Below are 14304 nucleotides of genomic sequence, written 5' to 3'. Positions count from 1 at the left end.
CCTGCGGCTGCTGCCGATCCCCTTCGCCACCCCGCGGTCGCCTCGTCGGGTCACCGGGACCGCGACTCCTCCAGCGTCCTGGTGCCCGTCGGCAGCGGCTCGGCGAACGAGTGCTCGCCCGGGCCGACCTCCACCACGCTCCGACCGGGCAGGACGACCTCGGCCGTCGTGCCGATGGGGACGACGACGGAGACGGACACCGTCGTGTCCGAGACCTCCCAGTCGATGCTCGCGTCGCCGTACGGCGTGCGGTGCGTCGCTCCGGCCGACGTCAGCCCCCCTCCGGGTCGCGGCTCGAACCGGATCCGGCGGTAGCCGGGTGCGGCCGGTGTGAGGCCTGCGACGACCCTGTGGAGCCAGTCGGCCACGGCGCCCAGGGCGTAGTGGTTGAACGAGGTCATGTCCCCGGGATTGACCGTCCCGTCGGGGAGCATCGAGTCCCAGCGCTCCCAGGTCGTGGTGCCGCCCATCGCGACCGTGTAGAGCCAGGACGGGCACTCCTCCGTGAGGAGCATCCGGTAGGCCTCGTCCAGGTGCCCGCCGAGCGTCAAGGCGTCGGAGACGACAGGCGTCCCGGCGAAGCCCGTGGCGACCCGTCCACCGGCGGCGTCGACGAGCTCCGCCAGCCGTCGGGCGCCGGTCTCGGAGGCGTCGGCGTCGGGCCACAGCCCGAAGACCGTGACCAGGGACAGCGCGGTCTGGGTCTCCTCGCGGAGCCGCCCGTCCGGATCGATGTACCGCGCCGCGAAGGCCTGCACCACCCGCTCCCCGAGGTCACCGAAGTAGGCCTCGTCCTCCCGCTCGCCCACGATCCCCGCGATGCGGGCCATGGCCCGCGCCGAGCGCGCGAAGTACGCGGTGGCCACAAGAGCGGGATCGGTCGTCGCGAGCGCCGGGTCGTCCGGCGGTGCGGCCGGATCGAGCCAGTCCCCGAGCTGCATCGTGCCCTCGCAGATCAGATCGCCGCCCGCCCGCTCCTGCACCTGCAGGACCCAGGCCCGGGCGCTGGCGTACTGGCGGCGGAGTATCCCGGCGTCCCCGGTGCGGTCGTAGAGGACCTCCGGAGTGAGGACGGCGGCGTCGCCCCAGACGGCGACCGGGTCGACCGGCGCGTCCGCCCAGGAGCCGAGCGGGAGGTAGGGCACGTAGAAGGGGACCGTGCCCCGGTCGTCCTGGTCGTGCGCGAGATCCTGGAGCCAGGAGGCGAGCATCCCGGTCACATCGAAGAGGAAGGCCGCGGTCGGCGCGAACACCTGGATGTCCCCGGTCCACCCCAGGCGCTCGTCGCGCTGCGGGCAGTCGACGGGCAGGTCCACGAAGTTCGACCGTGCGCTCCAGACGACGTTCTCGTGCAGCCGGTTCACGGCCGCGTTGCTGCTGCGGAACCATCCGGTCCGCTCCATGTCGGTGTGCAGGACCCGCGAGACCACAGAGGAGGCGTCGAGCGGACCGCGCCATCCCGAGATCTCGGCGTAGCGGTATCCGTGGATCGTGAACTTCGGCTCCCACGTGAAGTCGCCGCCGGCGAGCACGAGGCGGTCGGTCGCGTCGGCTCCCCGGAGCGTCCGGGTGTAGAGCTCGTCGTCCTGCAGGACCTCGGCGTGCCGCAGTACGACGGTGTCCCCCGCTTCACCGCTTCCGGTGATGCGGAGCCGCCCGGAGTGGTTCTGACCGAAATCGAGCAGCCACCGGCCGTCGCCCCGGTCGTGGACAGAGACAGGAGCGAGCTCCCCGGTGCAGCGGACGGGCGAGCCGGTCGGAGCGACCAGGATCGAGGGATCCGCAGGGATCACTCGTGCTGCGACGCGCTCCCCCGACCAGTCGGGGGTCGACCATGAGGGATCGTCGAGACGGAGGTCGGTGTGCTCGCCCTCGTAGAGCCCGGTGCTGAGGATCGGGCCGCCGCCGACGGTCCAGTCCGGGCCGCTGGCGATCGTGAGGAGAGTGCCGTCGGCCCGTGTCAACTCGATCTGCGCCAGCGCGCTCTGATCGGCTCCGTAGACGTCGGTGAGGCCGCCGTCGAACCCGACGAGGCCGCGCCACCATCCGTCCGCGAGCCAGATCCCGACCGCGTTCGCACCGGAGCGGAGGTGGGAGGTGATGTCGTAGGTCGCATAGCGGAGCCGGTGGCGGTAGGTCGTCCAGCCCGGCGTGAGCTCCTCGTCGCCGACGCGCAGCCCGTTGACCTCTGCCTGGGCGAGGCCGTGCGCGCTGAGGTAGAGGCGTGCCCGGACCACGTCGGCAGGAGAATCGAACTCGGCTCGGACGCGTGAAGGACGCCGGAGACCGGATGCGTCCTCGTCGTCCGGCCCGACGAACGACGCGGTCCACTCGTCCGGACCGAGGAGACCGACCTCGACCGTCGACGGAGCGCTCCAGCCTGCTCCTTCGAGAAGAGGGTGGACGCGCACGGTGACGCGCTCCCGCGAGCGGAGCGGACGAGCCGGCCATGCGACGAGCACCTGCTCGGGGCCGGCGTGCCGGTGGAGGCTCACCTCCGGATCGGAGCCCGGCCGCTCGATCGACACCTCGATGTCGACCCCGGTCTGGACGTAGCCGGTCGGGGCCTCGCCGTAGCGCCAGGAGAGCCGCGGAGCGCTCTCCCCGATGCCCAGGCGGCCGTCCTCGTGGTGCTCGAATCGGACGGAGGACACGGAGACGACGGCGCTCATCCCTTGACCGCGCCCGCGGCGAGCCCCCGCATGACCTGCTGGTTCAGGAACACGTAGAGCACGAGGATGATCAGCACGTTGATGCAGATGGCCGCGAAAGTCGGGCCGTAGTCGACGACTCCGAACTGCCCGGTGAAGTTCAGCAGGCCGACCTGGACCGTGCGCAGACTGTCGTCCGTCGTGAACGTCAGGGCGATGAGCAGGTCGTTCCACATGAAGAAGAACTGGACGAGCGCGATGGTGAAGACGGCGTTGCGCATCATCGGGAACGCCACGGACACGAACGAGCGGATGATGCTGGCGCCGTCGAGCGTGGACGCTTCGAAGATTTCGCGCGGGATCGCTCGGAAGTAGGTCGCCATCATGAACACCGTCAGCGGAAGCGCCGTGGCCGTGTAGGTGATGATCAGCGGCCACAGCGACCTGCTCAGCCCGAGGTTGAAGTAGACGGAGAAGAGCGGCAGCAGGATCATCTGGCCCGGGATCATGATCCCGACCAGGAAGAGCAGCAGCATCGTGCGCCGGCCCTTGAACACCATGATCTCGAGCGCGAAGCCCGCGGCTGTGCCGATCACGAGAGTGATCAGCAGCGCAGGGAAGACGGCGAGCACCGAGTTGAGCAGGTAGCCCGCGACCGAGCCCCAGGCCGTGGTGTAGTTCGAGAAGTTGAGCCAGTTCTCGGGGAGGGCCCACGTCGGATTGTTCAGGAACTCGTCCTGCGTCTTGAGCGATCCGAGCAGGAGCCACACCAGCGGATAGACGAAGACCACGAGGAGAACGGCGACGACGAGGTAGAGCGGCAGTCGCTTGACGAAGGCGGCGCCGACGCCCCGGCCCGCGCGGCGCGGTCCGCCGGGTCGTGGCGATCGAACGGCGGTGGCCGCAGCTGCGGCAGCGGTGGTGGTCATGCGCGATCCTTGTCGGTGGTCATGGAGCCGCGGAAGATGACCGCTGTCACGAGCAGGCACATCACGGTCAGCAGCAGAGCGATCGTCGCGCCGTACCCGTAGTCGCCGCCTGCGAAGGAGGTCCGGTACATGTACAGCGTGAGCGGAGTGGTCGAGGTCCCCGGCCCGCCTCCGGTGAGGGCGTAGATCGAGTCGAAGACCTTGAGAGTGCCGTTGATGCTGAAGATCGCAGAGGAGACCACGATCGGGAGCGACAGCGGGAGGATCACGTGGCGGATCAGCTTCCCCTTCGAGGCGCCGTCGAGGCTCGCGGCCTCGATGACGTCGTCCGGGATGTCGAGGAGGCCGGTGTAGAGCAGGACTCCGTAGAAGCCCATCGCCCGCCAGATGTCCATCAGGGCGATGACGATGAACGCGGTGTCGGCGCTGCCTAGCCAGTCGACGGAGGGGATGCCGACCGAGTTGAGGACGGAGTTCACGAGCCCCGTCTGCGGGGCGAACTCGAACAGCTTCTGGAACAGCAGCGAGACGGCCACGGTCGGGAGCACGACGGGGAAGAAGATCAGCGTCCGGATGAGGCTCGATGCACGCTTGAGGAAGAACTGGTAGAGCAACGCGAGCAGGTAGCCGGCTACGACCTGGCCGACAGTGACCAGCAGCGCGTACTTGACGGTGAACAGGACGGCCGGCCCGACGGACGGATCGCTGAAGAGCCGCTCGAAGTTGGTCAGCCCGGCGAAGCTGAAACCGCCCAGGACGCCGCCGGTGAAGAAGGTGTAGCCGAGCGACCAGAGCATCGGCAGCAGCATCACGGCCGTGTAGACCACGAGCGCGGGGCCGAGGAGGAGGGCGATGGCGCGCTTGTCGGCGAGCACAGAGTTCATGGTGTCCTCAGGGGGAGAGGGAGGGAGAGAAGGGAGACGAGGGCGGGGCCGGAGCCCCGCCCTCGTCGGAGCGGCTGCTACTGGCCGAGCGAGGACTGCACGGTGTTCATGAAGTCCTGTCCCGAGACCTGACCGGCGCCGAGCGGGCCGCCGTTGCTCTGGCTCGTCGTGGTGGCATTGGCGCCGAAGAGCGCCTCGAACCAGGCCACGCTCTGGTCGGTCGCGGCGATCTGGTCCTGCACCTGCTGGGTGAGGGCGGGGATCTCGACGTCCCCGTTCACAGTGAATCCGGAGATCTGCCCGGCTTCGCGCAGCGCGGCCGCCGCGTAGTTCTCGGAGATGCACGAGGCCCAGTTCTGGACCTTCTCGTCCTCGTAGGCCGTCTTCGAGAACGCGATGCTCGTTCCGACGTTGGCGGGAGTCTGGTCGGTGGTGCCCACTCCGCCGTCGACGGTCGGGAACGGCATGAAGCCGACGTTGTCGACGCCGATCTTGTTGGCGGTCTCGTCGGTGAAGTTCGAGACGGCCCAGGACCCCATGTAGATGAAGGCGGCGTCGCCGGTCAGGAAACTGTTGAGAGCCGTGGCGTAGTCGATGGACGAGGGCGACGGCCCGAAGTCGCCGGCCGAGCCGAGCGCTGCGACCTGCTCGGCGGCCTTCACGTACTCGGGATCGGTCAGCTTCGCCTCACCGCTCTCGATCCTGCTCATCGCGTCCGGGCCGAGCTCGCGGTAGAGGTAGGCGCCGACCCAGCGGGTGACGCCCCATCCGTCGCCGCCCTTGCCCGCCGCGGAGACGGGCTGCACGCCCGCGGCCTTCAGCGTGTCGAAGGCCGACACCAGGGAGTCCCAGGAGTCCGGGATCGTGATCCCGTTGTCCTTGAGGATCTGATTGTTGTACCAGATGCCCTCGATGTTGAGCTCGGTCGGCATGACCATGGTCGTGTCGCCGTAGATGGAGGCGATGCTCGACGCCGCGACCGGCACGAAGCTCTTCGCGATGTCCGAACCGGTGAAGTCGGCGACCTTGTCGGCGGCGAAGAGGTCCTTCATCAGGTCGGGCGAGTTGGCCGACACGAAAGCGGACGGCAGGGCGTTCTGGCCACCGAGCAGCTGGAGCTGCTGGTCGAGCGAGCCCTGCGCCTGCTTGTTGATCTTCAGCGGCAGGGCCTCGTTCTCCGCCGAGCACTCGTTCTCGCTCAGCGAGGTCAGGACCGCGGGGATGGTCGTGTTCTCGTTGATCGCGAGGAAGGTGAACTCGGTGGCAGCGGCCGAGCCGCCACCGCCTCCACCACTGCAGGCGGTGAGGGCGAGAAGAGTGACAGCGGCCGCGCTGAGGGCGGTGACCGTGCGTCGAGACTTCATGCTGGTGCTGGGCATGGGTTCCTCCTTGAACCTAGAGCTGTGATTGAAGCGCTTCAGACGCCGCAGGTGACACCGTAGCACCTCGTCGCCGGAACGACGTCGGCGATCGGAATGAGGCGCGCTCCCGGCCCCGACCTGCTGCCGACACGCTGCGCCTGCAGGCGGGGCGGGCACGAGCCGGGTCAGCTCCCCGAGGTCCGCCGGATCGCCACCACGGTCACGTCGTCCGCCAGCATTCCCTCGGCCGCCAGGCCTGTGACGCCGGCGACCGCGTCGGCGGCGGTCGCCGGGGCGGCGACGGCCGCGTCGGCCACCCGGTCGAGGGCGGCGAGGGAGCCGTCGAAGAGGTCGAGCACACCGTCGCTGCAGATCAGCAGCAGGTCGCCGGGGTCGAGCCGGAGGCCGGTCGGCTGCCACTCCTGCGTGCCGAGGAGGCCGAGCGGCAGGTGGGCGGAGGGGATGCGCTCGCGGGAGCCGTCGGTGCGGCAGACGATCCCGAGTCCGTGGCCGGCGTCGACGAGCGCGATGTCGCCGGTCGAGGCGCTGAGCCGCAGGTGGAGGAGCGTGACGAACGCGTCGTTCGCCGACAGATCCGGCTCGACGACCCGGTCGATGAGCGCCATCGTCGCCGCGGGGCCGAGAGCGGGAGGAGTGACGCGCAGGGCGGCGCGGACCGTGGCCGCGATCATCGCAGCGCCGACCCCCTTGCCCATCACGTCGGCGACGGTGACCGCGAGCCCGTCGGGCGTGCAGCGCCAGTCGAAGAAGTCGCCGCTCACCGTCCCGCTGGGCACGCAGGCGCCGGCGACGTCGTAGCCCGGGAGGTCCGGGACCGAGCGGGGCTCGAGCCGCCGCTGCACCCTCTCGCCGTCGGCGAGCTCCTGCCGCGAGCGGGCGGCGCCGGCGGTGAGCATCTGCGCGACCTGCTCGCCGCTGAGCGAGGCCATGCTGAACGACACCACGACCAGCAGCACCAGCGTGATCAGCGTGGTGGTCGGGGTCCCGAACCAGGTCGCGAACAGCTCGCTGCGCAGCCCCGCGGCCAGGAACACGGCGAACCGGAGCGCGTAGTAGAGGGAGAGGGCGCCGGAGCTCAGCAGCAGCGGCCAGCGCGTGCGCGAGCGCCCGGCGCCGAGCAGCGCGATCTCGCGGGTCGACAGGCCGATGAGGAGCGCCATCGAGGCGAGGTAGAGCGGCCCTCCCGACCAGTCGTTGACGGCGGGCGAGTCGAGGCTGGACACGCCCGTCACCACCACGGTCGGAGCGACCACCAGCCACCACGGCGTCGGCCGGCCGCGGAGGGAGCGGCTCGCCGCCCAGACCGCGGCGGCGCCGGCCACGATGAGCCCGTTCCCGAGCGGATTCGCCCACACCTGGTCGGCCGTGCCGTCGCGGAGGTAGGCGAGCGAGCCGCCCATGAACAGCGCGAGCGCCGTGCACCACCAGAAGCTGAAGGACGAGCGCGTCGATCGGTAGGTGACCAGCGCGAACAGCAGGAAGAGGGTGAGGGCGGTGACCCCGAAGGCGACGCGGAGGGTCGTGGCATCGAGCAAGGCGGGTCCGTGGCCCTTCCAGGAGACCGAGCGGCGGAGCGGCGGACGGGCGCCGTGATCAAGGGGATCCTGGCACGGCGCACGGGCCGTACGCGGCGCGCCGTGGAGGCCGGCCCCGGGGATCCGCGGCAGTGCGGCCCGTCCGCCCACCCGACGGGGGGAGAAGGAGGGGACCTCGCACGTTCGGGGAGAGACCACCGCCCTCGCGCTCGATACAGCATCGCGTGTACCGTCGCTCCCGTGCCCGCCTCCGCGACCCTCACCCACTCCGCTGCTCTCGCGCGCCTCGGATCCGCCCTGGCCGACGAGACCCGGTCCCGGATCCTGCTCACGCTGCGCGAGGCTCCGGCCGTCCCCTCCGACCTCGCGGACGCGCTCGGGGTCTCGCGGCAGGTGATGTCGAATCAGCTCGCGTGCCTCCGCGGATGCGGGCTGGTGGAGGCCGTGAAGGACGGCCGATACACCTGGTACCGGCTGGCCGAGACCCGGATCGCCGGGGCGCTCGACCATCTGCTCCGCCTGGCCCTCGTCGTCGATCCGGACTGCTGCTCCGGCGACGACTGCCGCTGCGCATGACCGCCCTGCGCGCTCCGCTCCTCCCCGCCCGCCGCCGCGTGCTGCAGAGGCGCATCCGCTGGATCGTCGGCGCGACGATCGGCTACAACGTGGTGGAGGCGATCGTGGCCCTCGCCGCCGGGACGGTCGCGTCGTCCACCGCGCTCGTCGCCTTCGGCCTCGACTCCGTGGTGGAGGTGCTCTCCGCCGCGGCCGTCGCCTGGCAGTTCTCGGGCCGCGATCCGGAGGCGCGCGAGCGCACCGCGCTGCGGGTGATCGCCGTCTCGTTCCTCGGCCTGGCTGCGTTCGTCGCCGTCGACTCGGTCCGGGCGCTGCTCGGATTCTCGGAGGCCCAGCACTCCCCCGTCGGCATCGTGCTGGCCGCCGTCAGCCTGCTGGTGATGCCCGCGTTCTCCCTGCTCGAGCGCCGGACCGGCCGCGAGCTCGGCTCGGCCTCGGCCGTCGCGGACTCGAAGCAGACGCTCCTCTGCTCGTACCTCTCCGCCGCCGTCCTGGTGGGCCTGCTGCTGAACAGCACGCTCGGATGGACGTGGGCCGACCCCGTCGCCGGCCTCGTGATCGCCGCGGTCGCCGTCCGCGAGGGCCTGGAGGCCTGGCGCGGCGAGTCCTGCACGACGCCGATCTCCGCGCTGACGAGCGAGGACTCCGAGGCCTGCGGCTGCTGCTGACGGTCGGTGCTGTTCCGACGAGGAGGGCGGGACGGCGCGCTTCGGCGGCCCTCTCTCCGCGCTGACGCCGCAAGCCCGTCCCCCTCTCGAGCCGCCGCCGCCGGAGCAGGTCCCTCACGAGCGTCGGCGGGTCAGGAGGCGCCGGGGCCGCCGGGGATGAGAGGGTTGCGCGATGTCCACTGCGAGCGTGCCGTCGCCGCGCGCCGGGGTCCGGACCCGGCGCTTCCGGCGCCTCGCCCGCACGGGATTCGCCGTCAACGGACTGATCCACCTCCTGATCGGCGGCCTCGCCCTGCGCGTCGCGGTCAGCGACGAGACCTCGCGGGAGGCGGACGCGTCCGGAGCGATCGGGCGCATGGCCGACTCCCCCGTCGGGCTCGTGGTGGTCTGGGCCGCGCTGGTCGGGCTGGTCGCGCTCGGCCTCTGGCAGCTCTCCCTCGGCGGGCGCTCCTCCGCGCCGGGGCTCCCCGCCCGCCTGGGCCGCCGGATCGTCGAGTCGGGCAAGGGCTTCGCCTCGCTCACGCTCGCGGGCACCACGCTCGTCTTCGCGCTCGGCGGCTCGACGAGCTCGTCGGCGACGATCCGCCGCATCAACACCGAGCTGCTGACGAGCACGGTCGGAGTCGTGATCCTCGTGATCGTCGGCGGGATCGTGCTGGGCAGCGGGATCGGCTTCGTCGCGATCGGGATCCGACGCGGCTTCCGCAAGCTCGTCCGCATCCCCGAGGGCCCGACGGGGACGGCCGTGCTGATCCTCGGCGCGACCGGCTACATCACGAAGGGGCTCGCTCTGGGCCTGGCGGGCGGGATCTTCGTGGTCGCGGCGCTGACCGGCGACGCCCGCCAGGCGACCGGGCTCGACGGGGCCATCCGCTTCCTCGACGTCCCTCCGTACGGCACGATCGCCCTGACCCTCGTCAGCGCGGGACTGGTCATGTACGGGCTGTTCCTCGTCGCCCGGGCGAAGCTCGCGAAGCTCTGAGCCGACGCGGCAGTCGTTCACAGTCGCCACCCATATCGCTGAGTATCGTTCGGAGAAACAGGAGGTCATCATGAACGGATCGTCATCGACCGGCGCGTTCGGCACCGGCACGCCCATCGAGAGCATCTGGCGCGCGATGGAGCAGGCCCGCTCCCGCATGGAGAAGCGCGTCGGCTCCCGGGTCGGCCGCGGGGACGTGCGCACCGCGGTGCTCGCGCTCCTCGCCGAGCAGCCCATGCACGGCTACCAGATCATCCGCGAGATCGAGGAGCGCAGCGGAGGCGACTGGAAGCCGAGCCCCGGCTCGGTCTACCCGACCCTCCAGCTCCTCGCGGACGAGGGACTCATCACGGCCGACGAGCAGAACGGCCGCAAGACCTACACGCTGACCGACGCCGGCCGCGCGACGGTCGCCGAGCACGGCACCTCGACCCCGTGGAACGACTCCGACCACGTCGACTTCGGCGCCCTGCCCAAGGCGGGCCTCGAGCTCGCCCAGGCCGCGGCCCAGGTCGGACGCTCGGGCACCCCCGAGCAGATCCGCAAGGCCGTCGCCGAACTCGAGGACGTGCGCCGCCGCCTGTACGCGATCCTCGCGCAGGACTGACCCGGGTGGCCTCGGTCAGCCCGGGTCCTGCCGCCCCGGGCCACCGAGAGCGGGAGGACCGGCGGCGCTACCGCCGGATCCTCCGCTTCGCCGCGTGGCATCTCGCGGTCACCTGGTTCTTCGACCTGCTCCTGCCGCGGGTGGGGCTCACGCGCGTCGCGCTCCGCACCCGGCCCGGCCGGATGCGCCGCTTCGCCCGCAGCTTCCACGTGCTCGCGGTCGACCTCGGCGGCCTGATGATCAAGGTCGGCCAGTTCATGTCGTCGCGCCTGGACGTGCTGCCGCCCGAGATCACCCGCGAGCTGGAGGGGCTGCAGGACGAGGTCCCGCCCGTCCCGTTCCCGCGGATCCGGGCGCTGGCCGAGTCCGAGCTCGGGCTGCCGCTCGAGCGCGCGTACGCCGGAGTCGACGAGTCGCCCGTCGCCGCCGCCTCTCTCGGGCAGGCCCACCGCGCCCGGCTCTCCCCCGCCGACGCCGAGGACACCGGCTACTCCGCCGCCATCATGAAGGTGCAGCGGCCGGGGATCGACCAGATCGTCGAGGTCGACCTCGCGGCTCTGCGCCGCGTCGGCGGCTGGCTCAGCCACGTTCGCCTCGTCTCGGACCGCGTCGACGCCCCGGCACTCGTCGAGGAGTTCGCGGTCACCAGCCTCGAGGAGATCGACTACCTGCAGGAGGCGGCCAACTCCGTCCGCTTCGCCGCCGACTTCGCGGGCGACGCCCGGGTGGCCGTCCCGGACGTGGTCTGGGAGCGCTCGACCCGCAAGGTCCTCACGCTCGAGGACGTCACCGCGATCAAGATCACCGACCACGCCGCGCTGCTGGCCGCCGGGATCGATCCGCGCGAGGTCGCTCCGGTCTTCGCGGCCGTGATGTTCGACCAGCTCTTCACCAACGGCTACTTCCACGCGGATCCGCACCCCGGCAACGTCTTCGTCACGCCGACCCCTGGGGGCGAGCTACCCTGGCGCCTCACCTTCATCGACTTCGGGATGATGGGCGAGGTGCCGCCGAGCACCCGCGCAGGCCTGCGCCGGATGCTGATCGCCGCCGCCTCCCGCGACGGCAAGGGGCTCGTCGACGCGGCCCGAGCGGTCGGCGTCCTCCTCCCCTCGGCCGACTCCCGCGAGCTGGAGCGGGCGCTCACGCAGCTCTTCGCCCGCTTCGGCGGCATGGGCTTCGCCGAGCTGCGGGAGGTGGATCCGCGCGAGTTCCGCGACTTCGCCGTGCAGTTCGGCGACGTGGTGCGCGCACTGCCGTTCCAGCTCCCCGAGAACTTCCTGCTCGTCATCCGCGCGATGTCGCTGACCTCGGGCGTCTGCAGCGCGCTCGACCCGGCCTTCAACCTGTGGGACTCGGTCGAGCCCTACGCGCAGCAGCTGATCCGCGAGGAGCGCGGCTCCGTCGTGCAGGACGTCGGCAAGCAGGCCGTCGACACGCTCGGCCTGATCTGGCGCCTGCCGCGCCGACTCGACGAGCTCGTCACGACCCTCGACGACGGCGAGCTCGCGGTCACCGTCCCCACCATCGAGCGCCGGCTGAACCGGCTCGAGGGCACCGTCCGCCGCGTGATCTCGGCCGTGCTGTTCGCGGGCCTGCTGATCGCGGGCGCCGTCGTGCGCCCGGACGACAGCGGCTTCGGCACGGTGCTGATGATCGCGTCGGCGCTTCCGCTGCTGCACGCCCTGCTGGCCCGCGGTCCGCGCGGCTGACGGCCGCCGTCGGGCCGCGGCCGCCGCGTCGCATCCGTCACCTCCTCCGCCCACCTCACCGGCGGCGCGGTCGACATCGGCTACACGGACGCGGACAGCTGGCTCGCGCAGCACGGCATCGACTACGGGCTCTGCCAGATCTACGCGAACGAGATCTGGCACTTCGAGCTCGCCACCGAGCCGGGCGGCGACTGCCCGGAGCAGCTGCCCGACGCGAGCGCGACCTGAGCGGCTCTCCCGCGCTCCCGGGATCCGATGCGTCGCGAACGGTCGTCATCGGAGCCGCGTGGGAGCCGTTCGCGACGCATCGATCGCGCAGGCGGCCGGGCTCAGCGGCTGGTGAGCAGCTCGACGAACTCGTCCGCCATCGCGAGCTGGGCGCTCAGCGCCTCGCGGCGCTCGCGGGCCTGCGCGACGAAGGCGTCGAGCTGCGCGCGGACCTCGGCCGGCGCGTCGTCGCCCTCGGCCTCGAGGGTGTCGATCACGCGGAGCAGCGCGGCCATCTCCTCCAGCGAGAAGCCGAGCGGCTTCATGCGACGGATGAGGATCAGGCGGTCGTAATCGGTGGACGTGTAGAGGCGGAAGCCGCCCTCGGTGCGGCCGGACGCCTTCACGAGGCCGATCTCGTCGTAGTGCCGCAGGGTCCGGAGCGAGAGGCCGGTCCGCTCGGCGAGCTCGCCGATGTGCATGGTGCCGATCCTGCTCACTCCTTCAGATCTACCCTTACGTGAGGGTAGGGTTGCCCGTGCTGCTGACACGCCTCTGCAAGCTTGGCATCCCCGCCCGCTTCCGCCGACCCGATGCCGCAGCCCTCCGCGCTCCTCGTCGAGCACCCCTCCCACTCCCTGGAGCCGCCGCGATGGCCCTCGCCTCGAAGACCCCTGCCCGCCCCCACGCCGAGCCCACCGTGATGACGGCGCTGCGCACCCCCCGCATCCTGACCCGCGAGGTCCTCGCCGGCCTCGTCGTCGCGCTCGCGCTCATCCCCGAGGCGATCTCGTTCTCGATCATCGCGGGCGTGGATCCCCGGGTCGGCCTCTTCTCGTCGTTCGTGATGGCCGTGTCGATCGCCTTCCTCGGCGGCCGCCCCGCGATGATCACCGCCGCCACCGGCGCCGTCGCCCTCGTGATCGCCCCCGTCGCCCGCGACTACGGGATGGACTACTTCATCGCGACGGTGATCCTCGCGGGCGTGTTCCAGATCGTGCTCGGGCTGCTCGGAGTGGCGAAGCTCATGCGCTTCATCCCCCGCAGCGTGATGGTCGGCTTCGTGAACGCGCTGGCGATCCTGATCTTCTCGGCGCAGATCCCCAACCTGATCGGCGTGCCCTGGCTGGTCTACCCGCTGGTCGCCGTCGGGATCGTGATCATGGTCGTGATGCCGCGCCTGACGAAGGCCGTTCCGGCGCCTCTCGTCGCCATCGTCCTCATCACCGTGGCGGTCGTCGTCACGGCGGTCGCCGTGCCGACCGTGGGCGATCAGGGCGAGCTGCCCCGCAGCCTCCCCGAGCTGTTCGTGCCGAACGTAGCGCTGACCTGGGAGACCTTCACGACCATCGCGCCGTACGCCGTCGCGATGGCGCTCGTCGGACTCCTGGAGTCGCTGATGACCGCGAAGCTCGTCGACGACATCACCGACACCCCCTCCCGCAAGACCCGCGAGTCGCTCGGGCAGGGCGCCGCGAACGTGCTCTCCGGCCTGTTCGGCGGCATGGGCGGCTGCGCGATGATCGGCCAGACGATGATCAACGTGAAGGCGTCCGGCGCCCGCACCCGCATCTCGACCTTCCTCGCCGGCGTGTTCCTCCTGATCCTCGTCGTCGCGCTCGGCGACCTCGTCGCGATCATCCCGATGGCCGCGCTGGTCGCGGTGATGGTGATGGTCTCGGTGGCGACGTTCGACTGGCACAGCATCCGCCCGTCGACCCTGAAGCGGATGCCCGTCGGCGAGACGGTCGTCATGATCGCCACGGTCGTCGTGGTCGTCCTCACCCACAACCTGGCGATCGGAGTCGTCATCGGCGTCCTGGCAGCCATGGTCGTCTTCGCCCGCCGGGTCGCCCACTTCGCCACCGTCGAGCGCACCCTCTCGGCCGACGGATCGACGGCCCACTACACGGTCACCGGCGAGCTGTTCTTCGCCTCCAGCAACGACCTCACCACGCAGTTCTCGTACGCGGAGGACCCCGCGCACGTCGTGATCGACCTCTCCGGCTCCCACATCTGGGACGCCTCGACCGTCGCCGCGCTCGACGCCGTCACCACCAAGTACGAGCGCCACGGCACCCGCGCCGTGATCGAGGGCATGAACGACGCCTCCACCCGGATGCACGGCCGCCTCGCCGGGAACCTCGGCGCGGGGCACTGAGGGTCGGGGC

General features: G+C 71.2%; 12 protein-coding genes. 6 read left to right on the top strand and 6 right to left on the bottom strand.

Annotation, left to right across the window (positions count from 1 at the left end):
• Positions 1 to 50: 50 nt before the first annotated feature.
• The 5 genes from C5C49_RS11410 to C5C49_RS11390 form a co-directional block, all read right to left on the bottom strand.
• On the bottom strand, positions 51 to 2672 hold the full coding sequence (locus tag C5C49_RS11410) for an alpha-L-rhamnosidase (RefSeq protein WP_104346198.1): 2622 nt from the start codon (positions 2670 to 2672) through the stop codon (positions 51 to 53).
• Positions 2669 to 3580 carry a carbohydrate ABC transporter permease gene (locus C5C49_RS11405; protein ID WP_104238506.1) on the bottom strand — a complete coding sequence of 304 codons (912 nt, stop codon included), beginning with the start codon at positions 3578 to 3580 and terminating at the stop codon, positions 2669 to 2671. The genes C5C49_RS11410 and C5C49_RS11405 overlap by 4 nt, the downstream gene beginning before the upstream one ends.
• Positions 3577 to 4464 (bottom strand): carbohydrate ABC transporter permease, encoded by an 888-nt coding sequence (locus C5C49_RS11400; RefSeq protein WP_104238505.1) that lies wholly within the window; start codon positions 4462 to 4464, stop codon positions 3577 to 3579. The genes C5C49_RS11405 and C5C49_RS11400 overlap by 4 nt, the downstream gene beginning before the upstream one ends.
• Positions 4465 to 4541: 77 nt before the next feature.
• Positions 4542 to 5843 (bottom strand): ABC transporter substrate-binding protein, encoded by a 1302-nt coding sequence (locus C5C49_RS11395; protein ID WP_181135762.1) that lies wholly within the window; start codon positions 5841 to 5843, stop codon positions 4542 to 4544.
• A gap of 167 nt (positions 5844 to 6010) precedes the next feature.
• On the bottom strand, positions 6011 to 7381 hold the full coding sequence (locus C5C49_RS11390) for a PP2C family protein-serine/threonine phosphatase (protein ID WP_104346197.1): 1371 nt from the start codon (positions 7379 to 7381) through the stop codon (positions 6011 to 6013).
• A gap of 240 nt (positions 7382 to 7621) precedes the next feature.
• Here C5C49_RS11390 and C5C49_RS11385 point away from each other — a divergent pair, with 240 nt between their 5' ends.
• The 5 genes from C5C49_RS11385 (at position 7622) to C5C49_RS11365 (ending at position 11926) form a co-directional block, all read left to right on the top strand.
• On the top strand, positions 7622 to 7957 hold the full coding sequence (locus C5C49_RS11385; protein WP_104346196.1) for a helix-turn-helix transcriptional regulator: 336 nt from the start codon (positions 7622 to 7624) through the stop codon (positions 7955 to 7957).
• A complete protein-coding gene (locus C5C49_RS11380; protein WP_104288666.1) occupies positions 7954 to 8625 on the top strand; it encodes a cation diffusion facilitator family transporter in 672 nt (223 codons plus the stop codon). Before C5C49_RS11385 ends, C5C49_RS11380 begins: the two co-directional genes overlap by 4 nt.
• 172 nt (positions 8626 to 8797) lie before the next feature.
• Complete coding sequence (locus tag C5C49_RS11375) at positions 8798 to 9607, top strand: DUF1206 domain-containing protein (protein ID WP_104227140.1); 810 nt, start codon at positions 8798 to 8800, stop codon at positions 9605 to 9607.
• A 70-nt stretch (positions 9608 to 9677) separates the two neighbouring features.
• Complete coding sequence (locus tag C5C49_RS11370) at positions 9678 to 10214, top strand: PadR family transcriptional regulator (protein ID WP_104224292.1); 537 nt, start codon at positions 9678 to 9680, stop codon at positions 10212 to 10214.
• A 5-nt stretch (positions 10215 to 10219) separates the two neighbouring features.
• Positions 10220 to 11926 carry an AarF/ABC1/UbiB kinase family protein gene (locus C5C49_RS11365; protein WP_104227141.1) on the top strand — a complete coding sequence of 569 codons (1707 nt, stop codon included), beginning with the start codon at positions 10220 to 10222 and terminating at the stop codon, positions 11924 to 11926.
• 329 nt (positions 11927 to 12255) lie between these two features.
• On the opposite strand, the gene C5C49_RS11355 is transcribed toward C5C49_RS11365, so the two are convergent.
• Complete coding sequence (locus C5C49_RS11355; protein WP_104227142.1) at positions 12256 to 12615, bottom strand: MerR family DNA-binding transcriptional regulator; 360 nt, start codon at positions 12613 to 12615, stop codon at positions 12256 to 12258.
• Positions 12616 to 12785: 170 nt separating this feature from the next.
• Here C5C49_RS11355 and C5C49_RS11350 point away from each other — a divergent pair, with 170 nt between their 5' ends.
• Positions 12786 to 14294: a SulP family inorganic anion transporter gene (locus tag C5C49_RS11350; protein WP_104346195.1), complete on the top strand. Its 1509-nt coding sequence runs from the start codon at positions 12786 to 12788 to the stop codon at positions 14292 to 14294.
• The last annotated feature ends 10 nt before the right edge of the window (positions 14295 to 14304 follow it).

This window comes from Rathayibacter sp. AY1E2, from assembly GCF_002932325.1.
Lineage (GTDB): Bacteria > Actinomycetota > Actinomycetes > Actinomycetales > Microbacteriaceae > Rathayibacter.
Note: the sequence above shows the minus strand (reverse complement) of the source record. Positions and strands in the feature narration are given on the sequence as shown.